This window comes from Aquamicrobium terrae (assembly GCF_052978165.1).
This window is the reverse complement of sequence record NZ_JBRKLZ010000003.1, coordinates 135,305-154,105: the sequence shown is the minus strand read 5'-3', so window position 1 is coordinate 154,105 and position 18,801 is coordinate 135,305. Positions and strand designations below refer to the sequence as shown.

18 protein-coding genes are annotated in these 18,801 nt (G+C 60.8%); 7 read left to right on the top strand and 11 right to left on the bottom strand.

What is annotated here, in order from left to right; all coding sequences use genetic code 11:
- The first annotated feature begins 45 nt into the window (after positions 1-45).
- The 4 genes from hisD to ACVCNR_RS23795 are packed head-to-tail and all read left to right on the top strand — an operon-like array spanning position 46 to position 4,132.
- Positions 46-1,332: a histidinol dehydrogenase gene (gene hisD / locus ACVCNR_RS23810; protein ID WP_447076775.1), complete on the top strand. Its 1,287-nt coding sequence runs from the start codon at positions 46-48 to the stop codon at positions 1,330-1,332.
- Positions 1,333-2,391, top strand: a complete 1,059-nt coding sequence (locus tag ACVCNR_RS23805) for a LacI family DNA-binding transcriptional regulator (protein WP_447076774.1) — start codon at positions 1,333-1,335, stop codon at positions 2,389-2,391. It abuts the gene before it with no gap.
- A 57-nt stretch (positions 2,392-2,448) separates the two neighbouring features.
- Complete coding sequence (locus ACVCNR_RS23800; RefSeq protein ID WP_447076773.1) at positions 2,449-3,402, top strand: 3-hydroxyacyl-CoA dehydrogenase; 954 nt, start codon at positions 2,449-2,451, stop codon at positions 3,400-3,402.
- On the top strand, positions 3,395-4,132 hold the full coding sequence (locus tag ACVCNR_RS23795; protein WP_447076772.1) for an SDR family NAD(P)-dependent oxidoreductase: 738 nt from the start codon (positions 3,395-3,397) through the stop codon (positions 4,130-4,132). The genes ACVCNR_RS23800 and ACVCNR_RS23795 overlap by 8 nt, the downstream gene beginning before the upstream one ends.
- Before the next feature lie 39 nt (positions 4,133-4,171).
- On the opposite strand, the gene ACVCNR_RS23790 is transcribed toward ACVCNR_RS23795, so the two are convergent.
- The 8 genes from ACVCNR_RS23790 to ACVCNR_RS23755 all read right to left on the bottom strand — a co-directional run bounded on the left by ACVCNR_RS23790 (position 4,172) and on the right by ACVCNR_RS23755 (position 12,237).
- Positions 4,172-4,966: a hydroxypyruvate isomerase family protein gene (locus tag ACVCNR_RS23790; protein ID WP_447076771.1), complete on the bottom strand. Its 795-nt coding sequence runs from the start codon at positions 4,964-4,966 to the stop codon at positions 4,172-4,174.
- Positions 4,967-4,968: 2 nt separating this feature from the next.
- On the bottom strand, positions 4,969-5,610 hold the full coding sequence (gene otnC / locus ACVCNR_RS23785) for a 3-oxo-tetronate 4-phosphate decarboxylase (RefSeq protein WP_354152658.1): 642 nt from the start codon (positions 5,608-5,610) through the stop codon (positions 4,969-4,971).
- A 1-nt stretch (position 5,611) separates the two neighbouring features.
- Positions 5,612-6,865: a 3-oxo-tetronate kinase gene (gene otnK / locus ACVCNR_RS23780; protein ID WP_447076770.1), complete on the bottom strand. Its 1,254-nt coding sequence runs from the start codon at positions 6,863-6,865 to the stop codon at positions 5,612-5,614.
- 47 nt (positions 6,866-6,912) lie between these two features.
- A complete protein-coding gene (locus ACVCNR_RS23775) occupies positions 6,913-8,424 on the bottom strand; it encodes an amidase (protein WP_447076769.1) in 1,512 nt (503 codons plus the stop codon).
- Positions 8,425-8,475: 51 nt separating this feature from the next.
- Positions 8,476-9,471, bottom strand: a complete 996-nt coding sequence (locus tag ACVCNR_RS23770; protein ID WP_447076768.1) for an ABC transporter substrate-binding protein — start codon at positions 9,469-9,471, stop codon at positions 8,476-8,478.
- A 73-nt stretch (positions 9,472-9,544) separates the two neighbouring features.
- The gene (locus tag ACVCNR_RS23765; RefSeq protein ID WP_354152654.1) at positions 9,545-10,381 is read right to left on the bottom strand and encodes an ABC transporter permease; all 837 of its coding nucleotides are present in this window, start codon (positions 10,379-10,381) and stop codon (positions 9,545-9,547) included.
- Positions 10,382-11,179, bottom strand: a complete 798-nt coding sequence (locus tag ACVCNR_RS23760) for an ABC transporter ATP-binding protein (RefSeq protein WP_447076767.1) — start codon at positions 11,177-11,179, stop codon at positions 10,382-10,384.
- A 50-nt stretch (positions 11,180-11,229) separates the two neighbouring features.
- The gene (locus tag ACVCNR_RS23755) at positions 11,230-12,237 is read right to left on the bottom strand and encodes a LacI family DNA-binding transcriptional regulator (RefSeq protein ID WP_447076766.1); all 1,008 of its coding nucleotides are present in this window, start codon (positions 12,235-12,237) and stop codon (positions 11,230-11,232) included.
- A 425-nt stretch (positions 12,238-12,662) separates the two neighbouring features.
- On the opposite strand from ACVCNR_RS23755, the gene ltnD reads away from it, so the two are divergent.
- Positions 12,663-13,601, top strand: coding sequence for an L-threonate dehydrogenase (gene ltnD / locus ACVCNR_RS23750; RefSeq protein WP_447076765.1), 939 nt, complete (start codon positions 12,663-12,665; stop codon positions 13,599-13,601).
- Positions 13,602-14,030: 429 nt separating this feature from the next.
- On the opposite strand, the gene ACVCNR_RS23745 is transcribed toward ltnD, so the two are convergent.
- Positions 14,031-14,729 (bottom strand): IS6 family transposase, encoded by a 699-nt coding sequence (locus ACVCNR_RS23745; protein WP_447076909.1) that lies wholly within the window; start codon positions 14,727-14,729, stop codon positions 14,031-14,033.
- 159 nt (positions 14,730-14,888) lie between these two features.
- Here ACVCNR_RS23745 and ACVCNR_RS23740 point away from each other — a divergent pair, with 159 nt between their 5' ends.
- Positions 14,889-16,049, top strand: a complete 1,161-nt coding sequence (locus ACVCNR_RS23740; protein ID WP_447076764.1) for an IS110 family RNA-guided transposase — start codon at positions 14,889-14,891, stop codon at positions 16,047-16,049.
- A gap of 627 nt (positions 16,050-16,676) precedes the next feature.
- Positions 16,677-16,913, top strand: a complete 237-nt coding sequence (locus ACVCNR_RS23735; protein WP_447076763.1) for a hypothetical protein — start codon at positions 16,677-16,679, stop codon at positions 16,911-16,913.
- Between the two features lie 56 nt (positions 16,914-16,969).
- Here the strand turns inward: ACVCNR_RS23735 and ACVCNR_RS23730 are convergent, their stop codons facing one another.
- Positions 16,970-18,250 carry a TRAP transporter large permease gene (locus ACVCNR_RS23730; protein ID WP_447076762.1) on the bottom strand — a complete coding sequence of 427 codons (1,281 nt, stop codon included), beginning with the start codon at positions 18,248-18,250 and terminating at the stop codon, positions 16,970-16,972.
- Positions 18,251-18,253: 3 nt separating this feature from the next.
- Positions 18,254-18,760, bottom strand: coding sequence for a TRAP transporter small permease (locus ACVCNR_RS23725; RefSeq protein ID WP_447076761.1), 507 nt, complete (start codon positions 18,758-18,760; stop codon positions 18,254-18,256).
- Positions 18,761-18,801: the final 41 nt, after the last annotated feature.

Genomic DNA, 18,801 nt, shown 5'->3' with positions numbered 1-18,801 from the left:
TTCTTCCCAGCAGAAAGCCGGGATGGATCACAGGGGCTGCCTCAAATGGAATATCTGAAGACTGGCAAGGATCAGAATGAGGTTTTGGCCGACGATAACGCCGTCAAGTCCGTAGTTGAGGGCATTCTCGCCGACGTCGGCGCCCGCGGCGACACCGCGGTCCGGGAACTGTCCGCCGGCTTTGACAAATACAGCCCTGAAAGTTTCTGCCTCGACGACGCTGACATTGAGCGGGCCATGTCCAAGGTTGCAAAGGGCGATCTCGACGACATCCGCTTCGCACAGGAACAAGTCCGCAATTTCGCCCGCAGGCAGCGCGACAGCATCAGGGACCTCGAGGTCGAAACGCTTCCCGGCGTATTTCTCGGCCATCGCAACATTCCGGTGAACGCCGTCGGTTGCTACATTCCCGGCGGCAAATATCCGATGGTGGCCTCCGCCCATATGAGCATCGTGACCGCCAAGGTAGCTGGCGTGAAACGCGTGATCGCCTGTGCGCCACCCTTCGGCGGTGAGCCGCACCCGGCAATCATCGCCGCGATGCATCTGGCCGGTGTGGACGAGATTTATGTGCTCGGCGGCGTGCAGGCAATCGGAGCTATGGCGCTCGGCACCGAGACGCTCGCTCCGGTCGACATGATTGTCGGCCCCGGAAACGCCTATGTGGCGGAGGCCAAGCGCCAGCTTTATGGGCGTGTGGGCATCGATCTCTTCGCCGGTCCGACGGAAACGCTGGTCATCGCCGACGAAACGGTCGATGCGGAAATTTGTGCGACCGACCTGCTTGGCCAAGCCGAGCATGGACCAACCAGCCCAGCCATACTGCTCACGACTTCCCGCGCTCTCGCCCGTGAGACCATGGCGGAGGTCGAGCGCCAGCTCTCCGTTTTGCCGACCGCCGACATCGCCCGCGCCGCTTGGGAAAATTACGGGCAGGTGATCGCATGCGAAACGCAGCAGGAAATGGTTTCGGTCGCCGACCGGCTGGCTTTCGAGCATGTGCAGGTCATGACGGCGGACCCAAATTTCTTCCTTGAAAACATGACCAATTATGGCGCCTTGTTCCTTGGGCCACGCACCAATGTCGCCTATGGCGACAAGGTGATCGGCACCAATCACACGCTTCCGACCAAACAGGCGGCGCGCTATACAGGCGGGCTGTGGGTTGGTAAGTTCCTCAAGACGTGCACATATCAGCGGATCGAGACGGACGAAGCCAGCGCACTTGTCGGCGATTATTGCTCCCGTCTCTGCAGGCTCGAAGGCTTCATCGGCCATTCGGAGCAGGCCAATATCCGCGTCAGACGGTACGGGAAATCCGGGCCGGTGTGAATGGAGGAAGTGAACGAACTGGGCGTCTCGGCGGGTCCGGGTCCGCGTAAGGGCAGGTCGCGGGTCACAGTCAAGGACCTGGCGCGCGATCTGGGAATGTCGGTCTCGACCGTCTCACGCGCTTTCTACGCCGAGGCCGTCGTCGCTCCGGCAACCCGCGAACTGGTGCTCAAACGTGCACGGGAACTCGGTTATCGGCCCAATCCGATGGCCCAGAGCCTGAAGACGAACCGCACCCAGATCGCCGGAATGGTCGTATCCGATATCACCAATCCGTTCTATCCGGAAGTAATGTCGCGGCTTGCCGCCGGGCTTCACGAGATAGGCATGAACGTCATGCTGATTTCCGCTCCGCAAGCGGGTGAGATCGACGATGCGGTCAAGCTGCTGCTCTCCTATCAGCCCGATCTGGTCATCATACTTGCCGCTACCCTATCATCGGAAGCAATGCAAGAGTGCCGGAAGGCGGGTAGCCCGTGCATCTTCTTCAACCGCCTGTCCAGCGACCCCGACAGTTTCGGCGTAAGCTGCGACAATGCCAAGGGCGGCGTCAAGGCGGCGGATTTTCTGATCGAGCGCAACCACAAGCGCCTCGCCTATATTTCGGCCTATGCCGACGCCTCGACCAATATGGAGCGGCGCGACGGCTTTCTGAATCGCGTCGTGGAGCGAGATCTCGCCCGGCCCCTGGTGATAGAAGCCGGAAGCTTCAGCTACGAGGCGGGCTATGAAGCGGCCGGCGCGTTTGGCGAACTGGAAGCGCGGCCGGACGGGGTCTTCTGCGCCAACGACATTGTCGCGTTGGGCTTCATCGACGGCGTTCGCAACAGGCTCGGACTCGATGTTCCCGGGGACATCTCGGTGGTGGGCTTCGACGACATCGCCATGGCCGGCTGGCCCTCGCACGGCCTCACTACGGTGGGGCAGCCAGTGGACGAGATGGTGTCGGCGACCGTCGAGCTTGCCGCGACACTGGCCGCCGATCCGCGCGAAAAACCCATCGTGATCCGGCTTGCGCCGCACGCGATCGTCGAGCGCACCACTACACGCCGGCGCTAGATCATTGTTCCCATCTCTTTGCAATTTCTTCCGGCTACAATCTCTTGAGGTGTCACATTGACTGAACCCATCAACAAGATCGCTATCGTGGGCGCTGGCCTCGTCGGCTCCGGCTGGGCCATCGTGTTTGCGAGAGCAGGACTGGAGGTCGCCGTCTACGATACGCTTTCCACTGTGCGCGAAGGGGCGCTGCCCTTCATCAAGGATGCGCTCGCCGACCTTCAAGGCGTCGGCCTGATCGATGATGCGGCGCAAATACTTGCCCGCATCCGCATCGCCGGAACGATAGAGGAGGCGCTTGTCGATGCCGATTATGTGCAGGAATCGGTATTCGAGCGCGTCGATGTCAAAAGCGAGGTCTCGCAACTCATCGACGCTGCGATGGCTCCCCGCACCATCGTCGGCAGCTCCAGTTCCGGCATTCCCGCATCCGCCTTTACGCAAGACTGCGTCAACCGGGAGCGCTTCATGGTGGCGCATCCGGTAAATCCACCGCATCTGGTGCCGGTGGTCGAGATCGTACCTACGCCGTGGACCGACAAGGCGGCGGCAGAACGTGTCCGCGTTCTGATGGAGAGGGTCGGCCAAGTTCCCGTCATTGTGCGCCGGGAGATCGAGGGCTTCATTCTCAACCGGCTTCAGGGCGCGCTGCTCAACGAGGCGTGGGCGCTGTTCGAAGAAGGCTACGCCAGCGCCGCTGACATCGACAAGACCGTCGCTCACGGACTCGGGCTTCGCTGGTCTTTCATGGGCCCGTTCGAGACTATCGACCTCAACGCGCCGGGCGGCGTCGCCGACTATGCGAAGCGCCTGGGAACGCTCTACCACGGAATCGCCCGGTCGCGGAAGGAACCGCGCCCGTGGTCCGACGAGTTGATCGCGCGCGTCGAAGACGAACGGCGGCAGGTTCTGGCAGAGACCGACCTGTCCGCGCGGCGCGAGTGGCGGGACGCCTACCTCACGCGGATAGCGGCCTTCCGCAAGCAAAGCGGAGACAAGGGCGATGCTTGAAGGACAATGCGCTTTCGTCACCGGCGCTACCGGCGGCCTCGGCCAAGCCATATGCCATGCTCTCGCGAATGCGGGAATGCAGATAGCGCTCGGCTATACGACACCGGCCAAGGCGCAAACCCTGCTGCCAGAACTTTCCGGCGACGGTCATATCGCCGTTCACGCACCGGTCACGGATTCGGCGATGCTGGCCATTGCCGCCGCGAGGGTTAAAGAGACGTATGGCCGTCTCGACTTGCTCGTCAATTGCGCGGGCATCACCCGCTTCGTACCCCATCACGATCTCGACATGCTCGACGATGCGCTGATCGACGAAATTTTCGCGGTCAATGTGCGTGGGGTGATCGCATCCACCCGCGCCATGCTGCCCTTGTTGCGAGCCGCACCCTCGCCGCTAATCGTCAACATATCGTCCATTGCGGCAACGACGGCCATGGGCAGCAACATCGCCTATTGCGCCTCCAAGGCGGCGGTGGACAATCTCACCCGGTCGCTGGCGCGGGCGCTGGCGCCTGACGTGCGCGTGGTTTCGGTCGCGCCGGGGCTAGTCGACACGGAATTCGTCAAGCAGCTCGACGAAGACTGGCGCAACGATCAGGCCGGACGTACGCCACTTAACCGTCTCGCGCGGCCGGAAGAGATCGGAAGCGCCGTGATCGCTGCGGCGACCAGCCTGTCCTTCATGACGGGTGCGATCATTCCCGTCGATGGCGGCAGGCCGCTTGGTTAGAGCATTCTGCAGCGCGGCAAAAACGCAGAAAACCAGGAATCAACGGCGGAAGCTGGCGCCAAGTCCAAGCGCATCGATCCACCCAAGCCCTGCTCCGGTATCGGCGCGGGGCTTGTACTCGCAACCGATCCAGCCCTCGTAGCCCAGCGCGTCGATAGCCTTCAAAACCCGGCCATAAGCGATCTCGCCTTCATCGGGCTCGGCGCGCGAGGGAACCGCCGCGATCTGGATATGGCCGATCATCGGCATGAAGCGCTCCAGCCGCTTCAGAACATCGCCCTCCGTCACGCTGACATGGTAGACATCAAACATTAGCTTGACGTTTGTGGCGCCAAGCTCCTGGATGAGTTCCGCAGCCTCGCCGATGCGCGAATAGAAATAGCCCGGCTTGTCGCGCGGATTGATCGGCTCCAGCAACAGCGTCAGATCGTGCCGCGCCGCTTTCTTCGAGGCGACTTCGAGATTGCGCAGAAACGTCGATCTCGCCGCAATCCGTTCATCGGGCGCTGTGACGCCAGCCATGGCATGGATCGATCTTGCACCGCTGTCGCGGCAATAGGCGATCGACTGGTCCACAAGCGCCTGGAAATCGGCTTCGCGGCCTGAAACCGCGCCCAGTCCGAACTCGCTGCGCGATGCATCTCCAACGTCTGTGTTGACGCCCAGCAGGACAAGATCGTGACGCGTGCAGGCGGCGCGCACATCGTCCGCCGGAACGTCATAGGGCCAGTGAAGCTCGACTGCCCCGAACCCGGCCGCAGCCGCGCCTTCAATGCGCCCGATGAGATCGAGTTCCGGCCACAGAAAGCCGAGATTTGCTGAAAAACGGGGCATGATCACCTGAGACGGAACGAATTTTCTAGATCGGCCACCGCCACCGCATCGAGCGTGCGGACGGCCATGCCGCGCGTAAGCAGGATCAGCTTCGCGGTTTCCTCCAGCTCTTCCGCTGCGAACACCGCGCCTTCCAACGATGTGCCGGCCACCACCGGCCCATGGTTTCCGAGCAGGACAGCTGAACAGCGACTGGCCCGTTCGCGGATCAGGGGCACGATGTCGGCGGAGCCCGGTCTGGTGTAATTCAGGACCGGCACGCGTCCGACACGCATGACCACATAGGGCGTAACCGGCGCGATCGCATCGTCGGGATCGACGTCTGCAAGGCAGGAAAGCGCGGTGGCGCAAGTCGAATGCAGATGCACCACTGCGCGCGCGGTCGGGCGCGCTGCATAAAACGCCATGTGCAGCGGCAATTCCTTGGTCGGCGCGTCACCGCCTATATGCCGCCCTTCGGCATCCAGGCGCGACAGACGCTCCGGCTCCAGAAAGCCGAGACATGAATTGGTCGGCGTGGACAAAAAACCATCGTCCAGCCTTACCGAGATGTTGCCGGACGATCCCACGGTGAAGCCGCGCTCGAACAGCGAACGGCTCCACCGCACGATGTCTTCGCATATCCGCTCCTCATTGCTGCTCATCTCAGCCATCTCCCAGCGCGTTCAGCGCCTTTTCGTAAAAATCGGGCGCACCGAAATTTCCACTCTTGAGCGCAAGACGCACGGGCCGCGTTCCAACCGCCGCAAGCGCCGGGACGCCGGGATCGATCTCGGGGCCGATTAACAGACTGTGTACGTCAAGACCGGCGACCACAGAACCCGAAGTCTCGCCACCGCCAACCGCGATCCGGACCACGCCGGCCTCCACCAGTTTCGTCGCAAGCATCCTGAAAAAGCCTTCGATCCTTTCGGCTAGTTCCTGACGCCCGAACCGGATCTGATCGGCCGCGACCTGCTTTGGATCGGCGGTCGAATAGATCATGGGCTGACTGTCCAGATGCTCGCGGACCCACGCGACAGCCATGTCCGTGGTTTGCCGGCCCGCCATCAATTCAGCCGGATCGAGCGCTAGTCCCGGATGAGACTTTAGATAGTGAGCCAATTGCGCTTGCGACGCGGTCGAGCACGATCCAGACAGAGCAACGCCGGGGCCGCTCAGACGCGTATAAGGCGCGCTCTGTTTTCCCAGCAGCCCGGCCCTGCGAAAATTTTCCGGCAAACCGAGCGCAAGGCCGGAACCGCCGGTGACCAGCTTCTGGCCAACCAGCGCCGCGGCGATGGCGAACAGATCGTCGTCCTCTACCGCGTCGATTACGATAAGCCGTCGGCCTGCCCCGGCCTCCGCTTCCAGCGCGGCTGAAATCTCCTCAGGGCCCATGCGGACTTGCTTGTATCCGACAAACCCGACCTCACCTTTCGTTTGCAGGCGCAGCCACCGGCGAACGTCCGGATCGATCATGGGATTAAGGGGATGCTTCTCCATACCTGATTCGCTGAGCAGGCGATCATTGACGAAAAGATGCCCCATGAAGAGCCGGCGGCCGGCCGCCGGAAACACCGGACAGACCACAGCGCTGTGCGCGCCGAGCCCATCCAGGAGAGCTTCGGCCACCGGACCGATATTGCCCTGTGGAGTGGAATCGAAAGTCGAGCAATATTTGAAGAATATCTGCTGGCAACCTTGTTCCAGAAGCCACTCCAACGCGGCCAGCGATTGCGCCACGGCATCCTCGGGGGCGATGGAGCGGGTCTTGAGCGCAACCACTCCCGCTTCGCATTCCAGCGCGGGCTTATCCGGCACGCCGACAAACTGCACCGTCGACATTCCCTGCCTGGCGAGAGTGTTGGCTAGATCGCTCGCGCCAGTGAAGTCGTCGGCGATACAACCGAGCAGCATGGTTATCTCCTTTGAGGCTGTCAGGCTTGGGAAGCAAACCCCGGAATCTACATCTGCGGGTGCCGCCGATGCCAGTCTGTCGCTTCCTGAAACGCGGCGCCGGCCCGCAGCAGCAGCGACTCCTCCAGATGCCCGGCGATGAACTGGAAGCCGATCGGCAATCCCCCGCTTGTAAAGCCGCCCGGCAAGGTGATGGTGGGATTCCCGGAGGAATCGAACGGACTGGTGTATTGATGCAATCGGCGTACGGTCTCGACATTGACGCCAAGTCCGGCCATCCATTCGCAAGTCGGAGCCGAAAAGCTCTGCACCGGCGCGAGGATCAGATCAACATCCTCGAACAGGCGGCGAACACGTCCGATGAAATCGAGGCGGCGAAGAACCAGCTTTTGGTACTCCAACCCGCTTGTGGCGCGGCCGAGTTCAATCAGTCCGGCGAGCGAGGGACCGTATTCGCCCTGGCGTGAGGGATAGGTTCCCTCATGTGCCACCGCCACCTCGACACCACATTGAGGGAACCAGTCCATGACTATCTGCCGGGAATCAGGAAACGCGATCTCCACCAGATCCATACCAAGCTGCACGGCGACGCACCTGACCTCGTCCAGCACAGCGCCGGCCGGGCCGTCGACATCGGAGAGCCATTTGGCGTCGATGCCCAGCCGCAACCCCTTAACCCCCTTGGCGGTTTCGGCCAGATAATCCGGGACGGGGGCAAGCGTGGCTGTGGGGTCCAGCAAATCCGAGCCGGCAATCGCACCCATGACAGCCGCCGCATCGCGGGCGCTGCGCGCCATCGGGCCGACATGATCCAGTGTCGCGGCCAGCGGGAACACTCCATGGCGACTGACGCGGCCCCAGGTTCCCTTCAGGCCGGTGATGCTGTTGGCGCCGCTCGGGAAACGGATCGAGCCGCCCGTATCTGTGCCGATGGCGGCGTAGCAAAGCCCGGCGGCGGGCGCTGCGCCGGAGCCGGATGAGGATGCGCCGACCCAGTGGGAGCGCCCCCACGGATTCTTCGGAGCGGCGATGTCGGCATGATGATCGGTGTAAGCGCCTTCCGTGAGCTTGAGTTTGCCGAGAATGATCGCGCCCGCATCGCGCAACCGCCTGACCACCGTGGCGTCCTCATCGGCCATGAAACCGGAACGGACGACCGTACCTGCCGTCGTCGGCGCATCGGTGGTCCAGCACAGATCCTTGACGGCCACCGGGGCGCCGTGAAGCGGGCCTCTTATCCTTCCGGCCCTGATCTCCGCCTCGGCCTGTCGCGCGGCTTCCAGAGCACTGTCGGTGCTGACCGCCGCGTAGCTTGAAATATCGGCGTCGACATTTTCGATCCGCTGCAACTGGGCTTCCGTAACCTCCACCGGCGACAGCTTGCCAGCATGAATGAGACGGGTCAGTTCAAGCAGTTCGAGAAAATGAAGTTCGCTCACGGCAGGCCTCGTTCGTAACTCATGGACAACCGCTTCATGTCGTCCTTTGTGCGGTGCAATCCGAAACCGCTCAGATATGACTGCAGATGTTCGCCGGACCCGGTCCGATCTTTCCGCCATTAGAGTGAAAAGGTCTTACCTGGCCCGGCGAGGGTTACCGGGCGATACGCCTTAGTCGGCCTGGCCGACAGCGTTCTTCGCGAACTCGGTGTTCACGTTGCCGGCATAGCTGCTGGTGTCGGCGTCTTTGTCGATGATGCCGACAAAATCCGCGATGCGCATCGCATTTTCCCAGGATTTTTCGGAAACGGTCACTTCCTTCGGATAGGCCTTGGCGACCAGTTCACGCTGGACAGCCTTTTCCACGACCGCCTTATCGAGATCCGGGAACGCATCCTGCGCAACCTTCACCGCATCATCGGTGTTGGTGTAGATGTATTCCGAAGCACGCTGAAGCGCATTGACCACGCGCTGCGTCTCATCGGCGTGGTCCTTCACGTAATCCTCGGTCGAAAGCAGCGCGGAGAATGCGAACGGATACCAGTCAGGATCGGCGGAGAACGAGTAGACGACGCTCATACCTTCCGTCTCGACTTGGCTGATCTGGGGCTCGGTGCCGAGCGCGTAGTCGGAACGGCCGGCCAGAAGCGGCGCCATTTCATTGCCGACACCCACCTGGTTGATCTTGGCGTAGTCCTTGTCGAAATTGTTCGATTGCATCAGATAGCTGAAGAAGGCCCAGGTGCTGTCCGGCTCCGGCATAGTCGTGACGATCTTGTCCTTGAACAGCGCGACATTATCCTGCAAGTTGGTCGAATCCTTGCCCACAACCCACACCGCCGGAGCATCCTGGATGGCTGCGACGACGACACCCGGCCCGCCCTTGGCCTTGGAGATCGGGATGAAGACCGGATCATGGATCGAGAAGTCGGCCGAGCCGCCGAGAACCGCCGACCAGGACTGAGCGGCACCCCCGCCGGTCGTAATCTTCACGTCCACTCCGGCTTCCTCGAAGAAGCCCTTGTCGCGCGCGACATACAGGGGAAGATAAAGCAGCGACTGGAACGCCTGATTGATGCGCACGGTCTTTGCCGCTTCCGCATGGCTGAAGGAAACGGTCGCGCCAAGCATGACGGCCGTTGTGATGATGGCTTTGTAATTAAACAATTTAATTCTCCACTCTACAGGTTCGACTTAATTTTTCAGGCATTGTCCCGCGCGTGATCTTGCCCGCCCCCTGTCACGCGTATTTCCAGGGAAGAATCCACCGTTCGAGGACCCGGACTATCGCGTTGAAGCAAGTGACCAGGATCATCACGACCAGCAGACCAGCAAGAACGGTGTCGATCGCGAAATTGGCGCTACCGACAAGAATGGAGTGGCCGACGCCGCTCTCGGACGAGATGTACTCGCCGACGATGGCTCCGATAAGTGCGAAGCCGATGTTCAGCTTCAGGCCCGAAATCACCCACGTCATCGACGAGGGCACGACCACTTTGAGGAATATCTGATTGCGCGTCGCGCCGAAGGAGCGCATCAGGTTGATTTCGTCCTGATCGACCTGCTGGGCGCCGCTATAGGAACTCATCAGTGAGACGACGACGCAGGAAAAGGCGACGATGACGACCTTCGAGGTTATATCCGTGCCGAACCAGATAATGATGAGCGGTGCGACTGCAAGCACCGGAATCGACCCGACCGCCGCGATGAAGGGCCGCGTCAACCGCGCTACCAGCGGCGAATACCACAGCGCCAGCCCGATGATGGAGCCGCCGACACCGCCCACAATGAAGCCGAGAACGGTTTCCATCGTGGTCACTTTCACATCATTGAAAAGCTGGCCGCTCGCGAACTGGCGAGTAAGCACGTCGAAGATTCTGGATGGGCTAGCGAACAGGAAAGTGCTGATCCAGCCCTGCCGCGCTGCGACCTCCCACAATATGAGGCAGGCCGCGAGAATGACAGCCTGAAGACCCCAGACTAGCAGCGTTTCACGCGCCGGGCTCATGCCGGCCAGAGAAGACGACGTGCGCCGAGCCTCTACATCGCCTTGTGACGTTTGCGATTGCGCGGACATCTATGCAACCTTTCGGTTCTTCGCCGGCAGCGATTGCTGGGCGATGCTCTTCCAGATGAGCTGGTAATAATGGTTGAAGGCGGGGGCCATGCGGCGATCCTGGACATCCGTGCTCTCGACGCCGAGATCGACCTTGATCTCCTTGATGATCTGGCCTGGACGGGCCTTCATCACATAGACACGGTCGGAGAGCGTGACGGCCTCCTCGATGTCATGCGTCACGAAGATCACGGTCTTGCGCAGACGCCGCACGGTTTCCAGAAGTTCGCTTTCCAGCGCGATCTTCAACGGATAGTCGAGCGCCTTGTAGGCCTCGTCCATCAGCAGGATTTCGGGATCCATGACCAAGGTGCGCATCAGGGCGGCGCGCTGGCGCATACCTCCCGAAAGAGCGGAAGGATAATCGTTTTCGCGCCCCTTGAGGTTGTAATCCTCAAAAAGGGGCCGTGCACGCTCCACTGCGGTCTTGCGGTCGACACCGCGCACCTCGAGACCGAGGATGACATTGTCCATGATGGTGCGCCAGGGCAGCAAAAGATCCTTTTGCAGCACATAGCCAAGCGAAGGATGCGGTTTGCCGGTGCTTGTCTCGCCCTGGATACGAACCTCACCGGCCGTCGGCGTCAGCAGACCGGCAATGATATTGAATAGGGTCGACTTTCCGCAGCCGCTGGGGCCTACAAAGGATATGAATTCGTTTTCATCAGCGTGAAAATTGAGATCGCGCAGCACCTCCGCAACATTTCTGTTCGAAGTATAGCTGTGGGATATATTGCGGGCCTCTAGCTTAGCTTGCATATTGTCTCACACAGTGCGTCGGGTTGAATGTTCCATCTGGGTTTTGCCGATCATATCTGGCGGGCGGGAGCAGCCGTTGTGTTGCGAATCACCAGCGCGCCGGCAAAACGATCGTGTCTGATGGGAGCTTCCTGACGGCCCATACGACGCAGCAAAAGCTCCACCGCTCGGCCGGCCATCGCATCGAGCTGCTGGCTGACGGTGGTGAGTTGATAGCTGCGCCAAGCAGCCATCGCGACATTATCGTAACCGACGACAGAAAGCTGTGAGGGCACGTCGAGGCCTGCCTCGCGCGCGCCGTCAATCGCTCCGAAAGCGGAGAAATCGTTGACGCAGAAAACGGCGGTCGGCGGATCGGGCAGGTCGAGCAGTTCGCGGATACACATACGCCCACCCTCATGAGTGAACAGCGCGTCTCGTACCAGTTCGTCCGGCACCGGCTGGCCCAGTTCGCGCAAACCATGGAGGAAACCGTCCATGCGGTCGCGCGCAGTGCGAGCAACCAGCGGACCACCCAGAAGCCCCATCCGGCGATGGCCAATCTGATACAGGTAGCGCGCCGCTTCCGCCGCTCCCTCGAAATTGTTGCTGGTGACCTGGTCGCAGGACGCCTCGGCGCTGCCGCGGTTGAGGAGCACAACCGGCGCGCCGAGCCTCAGAGCTTCATCGAGTGTGCCCGACCCTTCCGAGACGGAGGTGAAGATCACCCCATCGACCAACCCCTGCCGCACGGCGTCCAGCGCGGCATCTTCGCCGCCGCGATCCGAATCCCACAGCACCATGCGCTGGTCGACACGCTCCAACTGCTTGCCAACCGCTTCCAGCGCCTCAGGATAGAACGGATTGGTGATGCCTGCGACGACCACGCCGATCGTGGAGGTCTTGCGCATACGCAGCCCCTGCGCCAGAGCGTTGGGCCGATAGCCGGTCGCTTCCATCGCCGCCAGAACCGCCACCCGCTTCTCCTCGCTGACATTGGGATTGCCGTTGAGAACACGCGAGACGGTCGCCTGCGAAACCTTCGCCACCCTGGCTATATCGACGCTGGTAACATTCATGCTCGTCCACGCCTCCTAACGTGGCCTCGCCAGCAAGAAGACGGCATACGCCGGGCCTTCTCCCAGGCCTCCCCGATGACGCCTTTTGATGTTTTCACGAATACGTAATCACAGTTTCCTGGATACGTCAACAGAGCCGACTTAGACGTAACCGAAAATAGATAATCTCACATCATATTGTTTTTAAATGTAATTTTTCTCCATATTCCGTCTACGGCAATTTCTACACCGCCATCTCTGTTATTAAAATCAGCGTTTGTGAATGCGTAATCATAGAACTTTGCGAAGGGTTGGCTTGGCAGCGCGGCGCAAACAAGCTATGCCCAAGGAATAGGACAGCGCCTTGAAAGTCCTTCGCCGAAACCGGCGCAGGAAGCTTCCTGCGGATGGATGCGGGGTGGACCAACCATGACAGGAAATGAACGATGGAGCGCATGATGACCGCAGGCGACCAGTCCCCGAGCGATCGTAAGGGCGTGGTGGGGGTGATAGGCCTCGGGTCGATGGGAGGCGGCATGGCAACTGCACTGATGCGCGCCGGTTTCGAAGTCGTGGGTTGTGACGTCTCATCCGAACTGGTTGGCAAACTGATCGCAGCCGGCGGGCGTTCGGCGGGCAGCCCCGCCGAAGCAGCGAGCGGCGCCGATGTCGTGATTTCCGTGGTGGTCAATGCCGCCCAGACCGAATCGGTGCTGTTCGGCGAGAACGGGGCCGCATCCGCGATGCCCCCGGGCACGGTGTTCGTCTCCTGCGCCACCATGTCCCCGGAAATCGCGCGCCAGTTGGGAGCCCGACTGGAGGCGACCGGACGCCACTATCTCGACGCCCCCATCAGCGGCGGCGCGGCGCGGGCGGCCCAGGGCGAGTTGACGGTGCTTGCTTCCGGCAGCGCGGCCGCTTTCGACGCGGCCCGGCCTGCCCTCGACGCCATGGCCGCCAGGCTGTACGAACTCGGCGATGCACCCGGCACAGGCGCTGCCTTCAAGATGATCAACCAGCTTCTTGCCGGCGTGCATATCGCCGCTGCCTGCGAAGCGATGACTTTTGCCGCTAAGCAGAATCTCGACCTTGCGAAGGTCTATGAGGTCATCACCGCGTCGGCGGGCAATTCATGGATGTTCGAAAACCGGATGCCCCACGTGCTGGCGGGCGACTACCGGCCCCTCAGCGCCATCGAGATCTTCGTCAAGGATCTCGGCATCATTCAGGACATGGCACGGTCCGAACGATATCCCGCCCCCCTCGCCGCAGCGGCGTTGCAAATGTATCTCGCCGCCGCTGGGGTGGGCATGGGAAAAGATGACGACGCATCCTTGGCCCGGCTCTATGCACAACTATCCGGTGCGACGCTGCCCGAGAGCTGAAGAGCCTTTGCGCGGCCCCGCTTCCTTGGCCGGCGATTTCGGCCTGGCTCAAACAGGGTCCTCATTCCACAAAAAATCACAGTTTCGCGCGCCGTATCGTCCAATGCCTGGGCAATGTCGAGCAAACCGAGGGCGAACGACGCCTCATCTTCCGCATCCGGAATGTCAACCGGTTGCTCGAGCTGCCGATAGAGATCCTTGTCTTCGACATAAGCGAGAACTAACCCTTGAATCCTCGCAACATGCCGGAGGTAAGGCTACATTCAGCGCTGGGCTATCTCAGCCCGCAACAGTTCGAGGATCAGCAAATCCGGCAGACCGGTCAATCAGTATGAACCGCTACTGCGCCCCGCCCGGCCGAGGGGCAGCTCTGAAAGGTTGTGTTGCAAATTTTCTGGAGGGCACTCGGCCCACTTTCCCGGACGCAATTCAGGCAGCAATTGCCTCGAACTGTTCCTTGAGTGACGGAGCAGGATTGAAGGCGAAGCGGCCTTGCCGTTTGCGCATCATGTGAACCATCTCGATGCCGGCCAGGGTGACCGCGGCTGAGCGGAAAGACTTGAAGCCGAGCATCGGTCGGACGCGTCGCTTGATGCGACGATGATCCTGCTCAATCCGGTTGTTCAGGTACTGGCTGTTGCGGATTCGTATTGCTTTAAGTTCCCGCCTCGATCGATCCCGTAGCCTGTTCTCGACATCGCAGGAAACGATCGCTTCCCGGTTGGTCTGGCTGCCGTCGATGACGATGCGATCCGCGCGACCATGGTGGGCCAGGGCCTTACGCATGAAGCGCTTTGCCGCCGGTAGATCACGGTGCTCGCTGAACCAGAACTCAACCGTGTTGCCGACGCTGTCGATGGCCCGGTAAAGATACTTCCACTGCCCACGAACCTTGATGTAGGTCTCGTCCATGTGCCACTTGCGGCCAACGGTTCGCTTTCGGCAGTTGAACGACCTCAGCAGTACGGGCGAGAAATGGACAACCCAGCGGTGGATCGTCGAATGGTCGATGTCGACGCCGCGCTCGGCCATCATCTCCTTTAGATCCCGCAGGCTCAGGCCATAGGCCAGATACCACCGAACGCATAGCAGGATCACTGATCGATCGAAGTGGCGGCCTTTGAACAACATGAAATGAACTCCGCAAAGTGGAGTGCACCTCATGACATTCCTCCATTACCGGAAAGTTTGCAACACAACCATCAAAGATCCCATGACTGGTGGTGGATAGCGACCTGCGCTCTGACAGAGTGGGGTTGCTGACCAACAACTCTGTGGAGGCCAATCATGCGTGTTGTAGCCGATCGATCTGCGGCGCCTGCCGCTATCCGCACCGATCTTGGCGCGATCTTCGTTTCTTTGGAACTCAGTAAATCGACCTGGTTGATCACTTCGCTGTCGCCGGGTAGTGGGGAGAAGATGTCGAAACATGCGGTACGCGGCGGCGATATCACGGGACTGCTGACACGCTTTGCCCAGCTCCAGGACAAGGCACAGGCGCGTACCGGCCGGCACTTTGCGCTTGTGGTCATTCAGGAGGCGGGTCTCGACGGCTTCTGGATCCATCCAATCCTGGAGGCCGAGGGGATCGAAAGCCATGTCGTCGACGCCGCCTCGATTGCTACGTCGCGCCGGCGGCGTCGTACCAAGACCGACAAGATCGATGGTGAGGCGCTGGTGCGCGCGCTGCTCGCCTACAAGCGGGGCGAGCCGCGCGTGTGCGCGATGGTCAGAGCGCCGGGCGTCAAGGAGGAGGACCGCCGCCGCATCGGCCGTGAACGCAAGGTTCTGGTTGGTGAGCGGATCTGCCATGTCAATCGGATCAAGGGCCTGCTGTTTGCTCAGGGCATCACCGGCTACGAGCCGCTACGACGTGACCGGCGACATCGGCTTGAGGAATTGAGGACCGGCGACGGCCGCCCGCTGCCTGAACATCTGAAGGGGCAAATCCGTCGCAAGCTCGACCGGCTCGAACTGGTGATAGCCCAGATCAAAGAGGTGCAGGCCGAGCGTGACGCTCTGCTGGCAATCGAAGTCGCCGAAACTCCAGCAGCGACATTGCTCGATCTCAAGGGTATCGGCCCCGAGTGTGCCGCCATCCTCTACGCGGAAGGGCTGTTCCGGTACTTCGATAATCGCCGGCAGGTCGCCGCCTATGCCGGGCTCGCGCCGACGCCTTGGCAGAGCGGATCGGTTCAGCACGAGCAAGGCGTTTCGAAGGCCGGCAACCCCCGGCTGCGAACGACGATGATCGAGTTGACCTGGCTATGGCTGCGCAATCAACCTGGTTCAGCCCTTACCCGCTGGTTCCACGAACGCGTGATGCGCAATCAGGGGCACCTCAAGAAGACAACCATCGTCGCCCTTGCAAGGAAGCTGCTCGTGGCGCTGTGGAAATACGTGACCGCGGGCGTCGTCATCGAAGGTGCCGTCATGAAAGCTGTCTGACGAGACCACACCGACACACTCATCCCTCGGGGCCTGATCAGCCTCGGCGGATCCAGGAGGCGAACCGAGATCCCAGCTGGCTGGAATGCCGTATCAAAGACGGGTCCCGCCTACTGGGCCCATGCCGCCGCAAGCGGGATATTGGTGCAGCCGCCCAAGCGGCGACCGTATGTGAGTTTGACCAGGCTCATTAACCGAGCCACGTCACGCAACCGGGCCCAGCTCTGGATTCCGCAACCATTTGGAGAAACACGATGCCACTCTAATGCTCCTCTTGACCCCAGCATCGTCATGTGAGCCCGGGATCAAACAACCGATGCCACCGAGAATATGGTAACCCGAGCTCAGAGGGTGATAACCTCTTCACAGATGCATTTAATTTGAGAATCCGACCGCCACGATTCTCATGATTAAATGCCACGTCTGAGCAAAACGGGCGCATTCTTACAATTAAGTGCCAAGCGACACCTGTCGGCGGGTCAGTTTCATGTCATCTACCTGAAGTTGAATGGCCATTGCGCGCACTGAACCTCACGGGAACAGGCGATCAGCCGGCGCGGAGCCGGAACGAATGGCTGTGAATGTGGTTAGGGTGAAACCGCGCCAACACCTTTGTCGACGTCTGAGGTGGAGTGCCTGATCCGCGGCATTCTTGGCGCGGGGCTGAAATTCCACATTGGTTCCGATTCAGGCGTTAAATATATAGCGATGCGCTGTAAAGATCGCATCGTCATTTTCTTCAGGCATTCCTCGGCCGGAAAGCGCTTTGCCTTTCGCGCCGGCGCAGCGCCGGAAGACACGGCCGGACATCGCTTGCCTGCGCAGCTGTCGCGGCAATTTCCCACCGCTCCGGCTGCGACATAGCCTCCCCGCCCCTGTCGCAGGCCGTGACCTGTTGCAGGTCTGGCTCCTGAGTGCGCTCACATGCCCAGAGCGTGCGGCAGCCACAGCACTGTTGAAGGTATGAAGGTGATCAGCAGCAGGATCACCAGCATGATCCCAAGCAGCGGTATGCTTTCCTTCAGAATCGCTTCCATCGGCTCTTTTGCGATGGATTGCGTGATCAGCAGGTTCAACCCCATCGGCGGATGGATCAACCCGATCATCAGGTTGACCACCACCACAAGGCCGAAATGCACCGGATCGATCCCCAGCGCGACGGCCGACGGCAGGACGATCGGAACGATGATGATCGTGGCGGGTGTCGAATCCAGGAAAGCTCCGGCGATGAGCAATACGACATTGATCATCAGCAGGAATGCGATGGGCGAAAGCTGAGCCTCCTGGATCCAGCGCGACAGGTCCTTGGGCACGCCGTGCACCACCATCAGATAGGCCACGAATGAGGATGCAGCGACCACCAGCATGATGTTGGCGGTCTGCATTCCCGCATCCTTCAGGATCATCGGCAGATTGCCCCAGCGAAACTCCCGGTGGATCACCCAGCCGACAAAGATGGCGTAGAACACGAGAACGGCCCCGATCTCGGTGATGGTGAAGAAACCGCCCCGGGCGCCGATGATCAGCAGGATCGGCATCGACATGGCCCAGACCGAAACACGGAACTTGCGCCAGATGGCAGCGCCTCCCTGACGTCCGCGCCGGGGCAGGTCATGCTTCCGGGCATGGCGATTGACGAAAAACACCAGCGCCACAACGATCATCAGGGCCGGGATATAGCCACCGATGAACAGCTTCACGATCGAGACTTCGGCGATGACGCCGTAGATCACCAGCGGAATCGAAGGCGGCAGGATCGGCCCCAACAGCGCGGCCGTAGCTGTCAGCGCCGCTGCGAAGGCGCCGGAATAGCCTTCCTTCTTCATCTCCGGAATCAGCAACGCTCCGGTGGCGGAAGCATCGGCGACCGAAGAACCGGAGATGCCCGCCAGGAAGAGGTTGGTGCCGATATTCACCTGGCCCGAACTGCCCCGCAGCCGTCCCATGGCCGAACCGAGAAGGTCGACAATTCGGGTGGTGATGCCGCCCGAGTTCATGATGGCGGCGGCAAGAATGAAGAAGGGCACGGCCAGAAGCGGAAAGGAATCGATGCCGTTGATCATCTTCTGCGCCAGGATGAAGCCCGGCATGCCCCAGATGAGGATGATGACGACGGAGGCCAGCCCCAGCGAAACAGCGATCGGCACGGCCAGAAACATCAGCAAAAAAAGGATCAGCGCAAGGATCAGAAGCATCAGCATGGATCATACCCCCCGGCTGGTTTCGCTGGAACGCAGGGTGAAGAGACGGGTCAGCACCAGCCGTTCAAAGGTGAACCACAGTCCCGTTACGCAGAAAAAGGGAAGCGCCATGTACACCCAGCCATAGGGAATGCCCGTTGCCGGCGCGCGCTTGATAGCCACAACGTCGAGCAGCTTTTCGGAATAAATGAGCAGCGCGATCAGCAGAGCGGCGGTACACAGATCGATGAAGACCAGAAGGGCCCGCTTCATCCCGGGCCTCATCCGGTATGAAAAGAAGTCGATCGCAATCAGGTCCCCTTTCCCGATCAGCCAGGCAGATCCGGAAAAGACCAGCCATATGAAGAGGAAGCGCGCAATTTCTGCCAGTTCCGGCGTGGCGGCCCCGGTGAAATAGCGGGTGATGACCTGATAGAAGACCAGGATGACGATCAGAAACAGAGCGCCTGCGACGATTGCGGACAGAACAGCGCGCACAATGTCACTGAACCGGATGAGGATTGTGTTCATCAGGAAATCCGGAGCTGACGAAGCCGAAAAGAAGGCGCCCC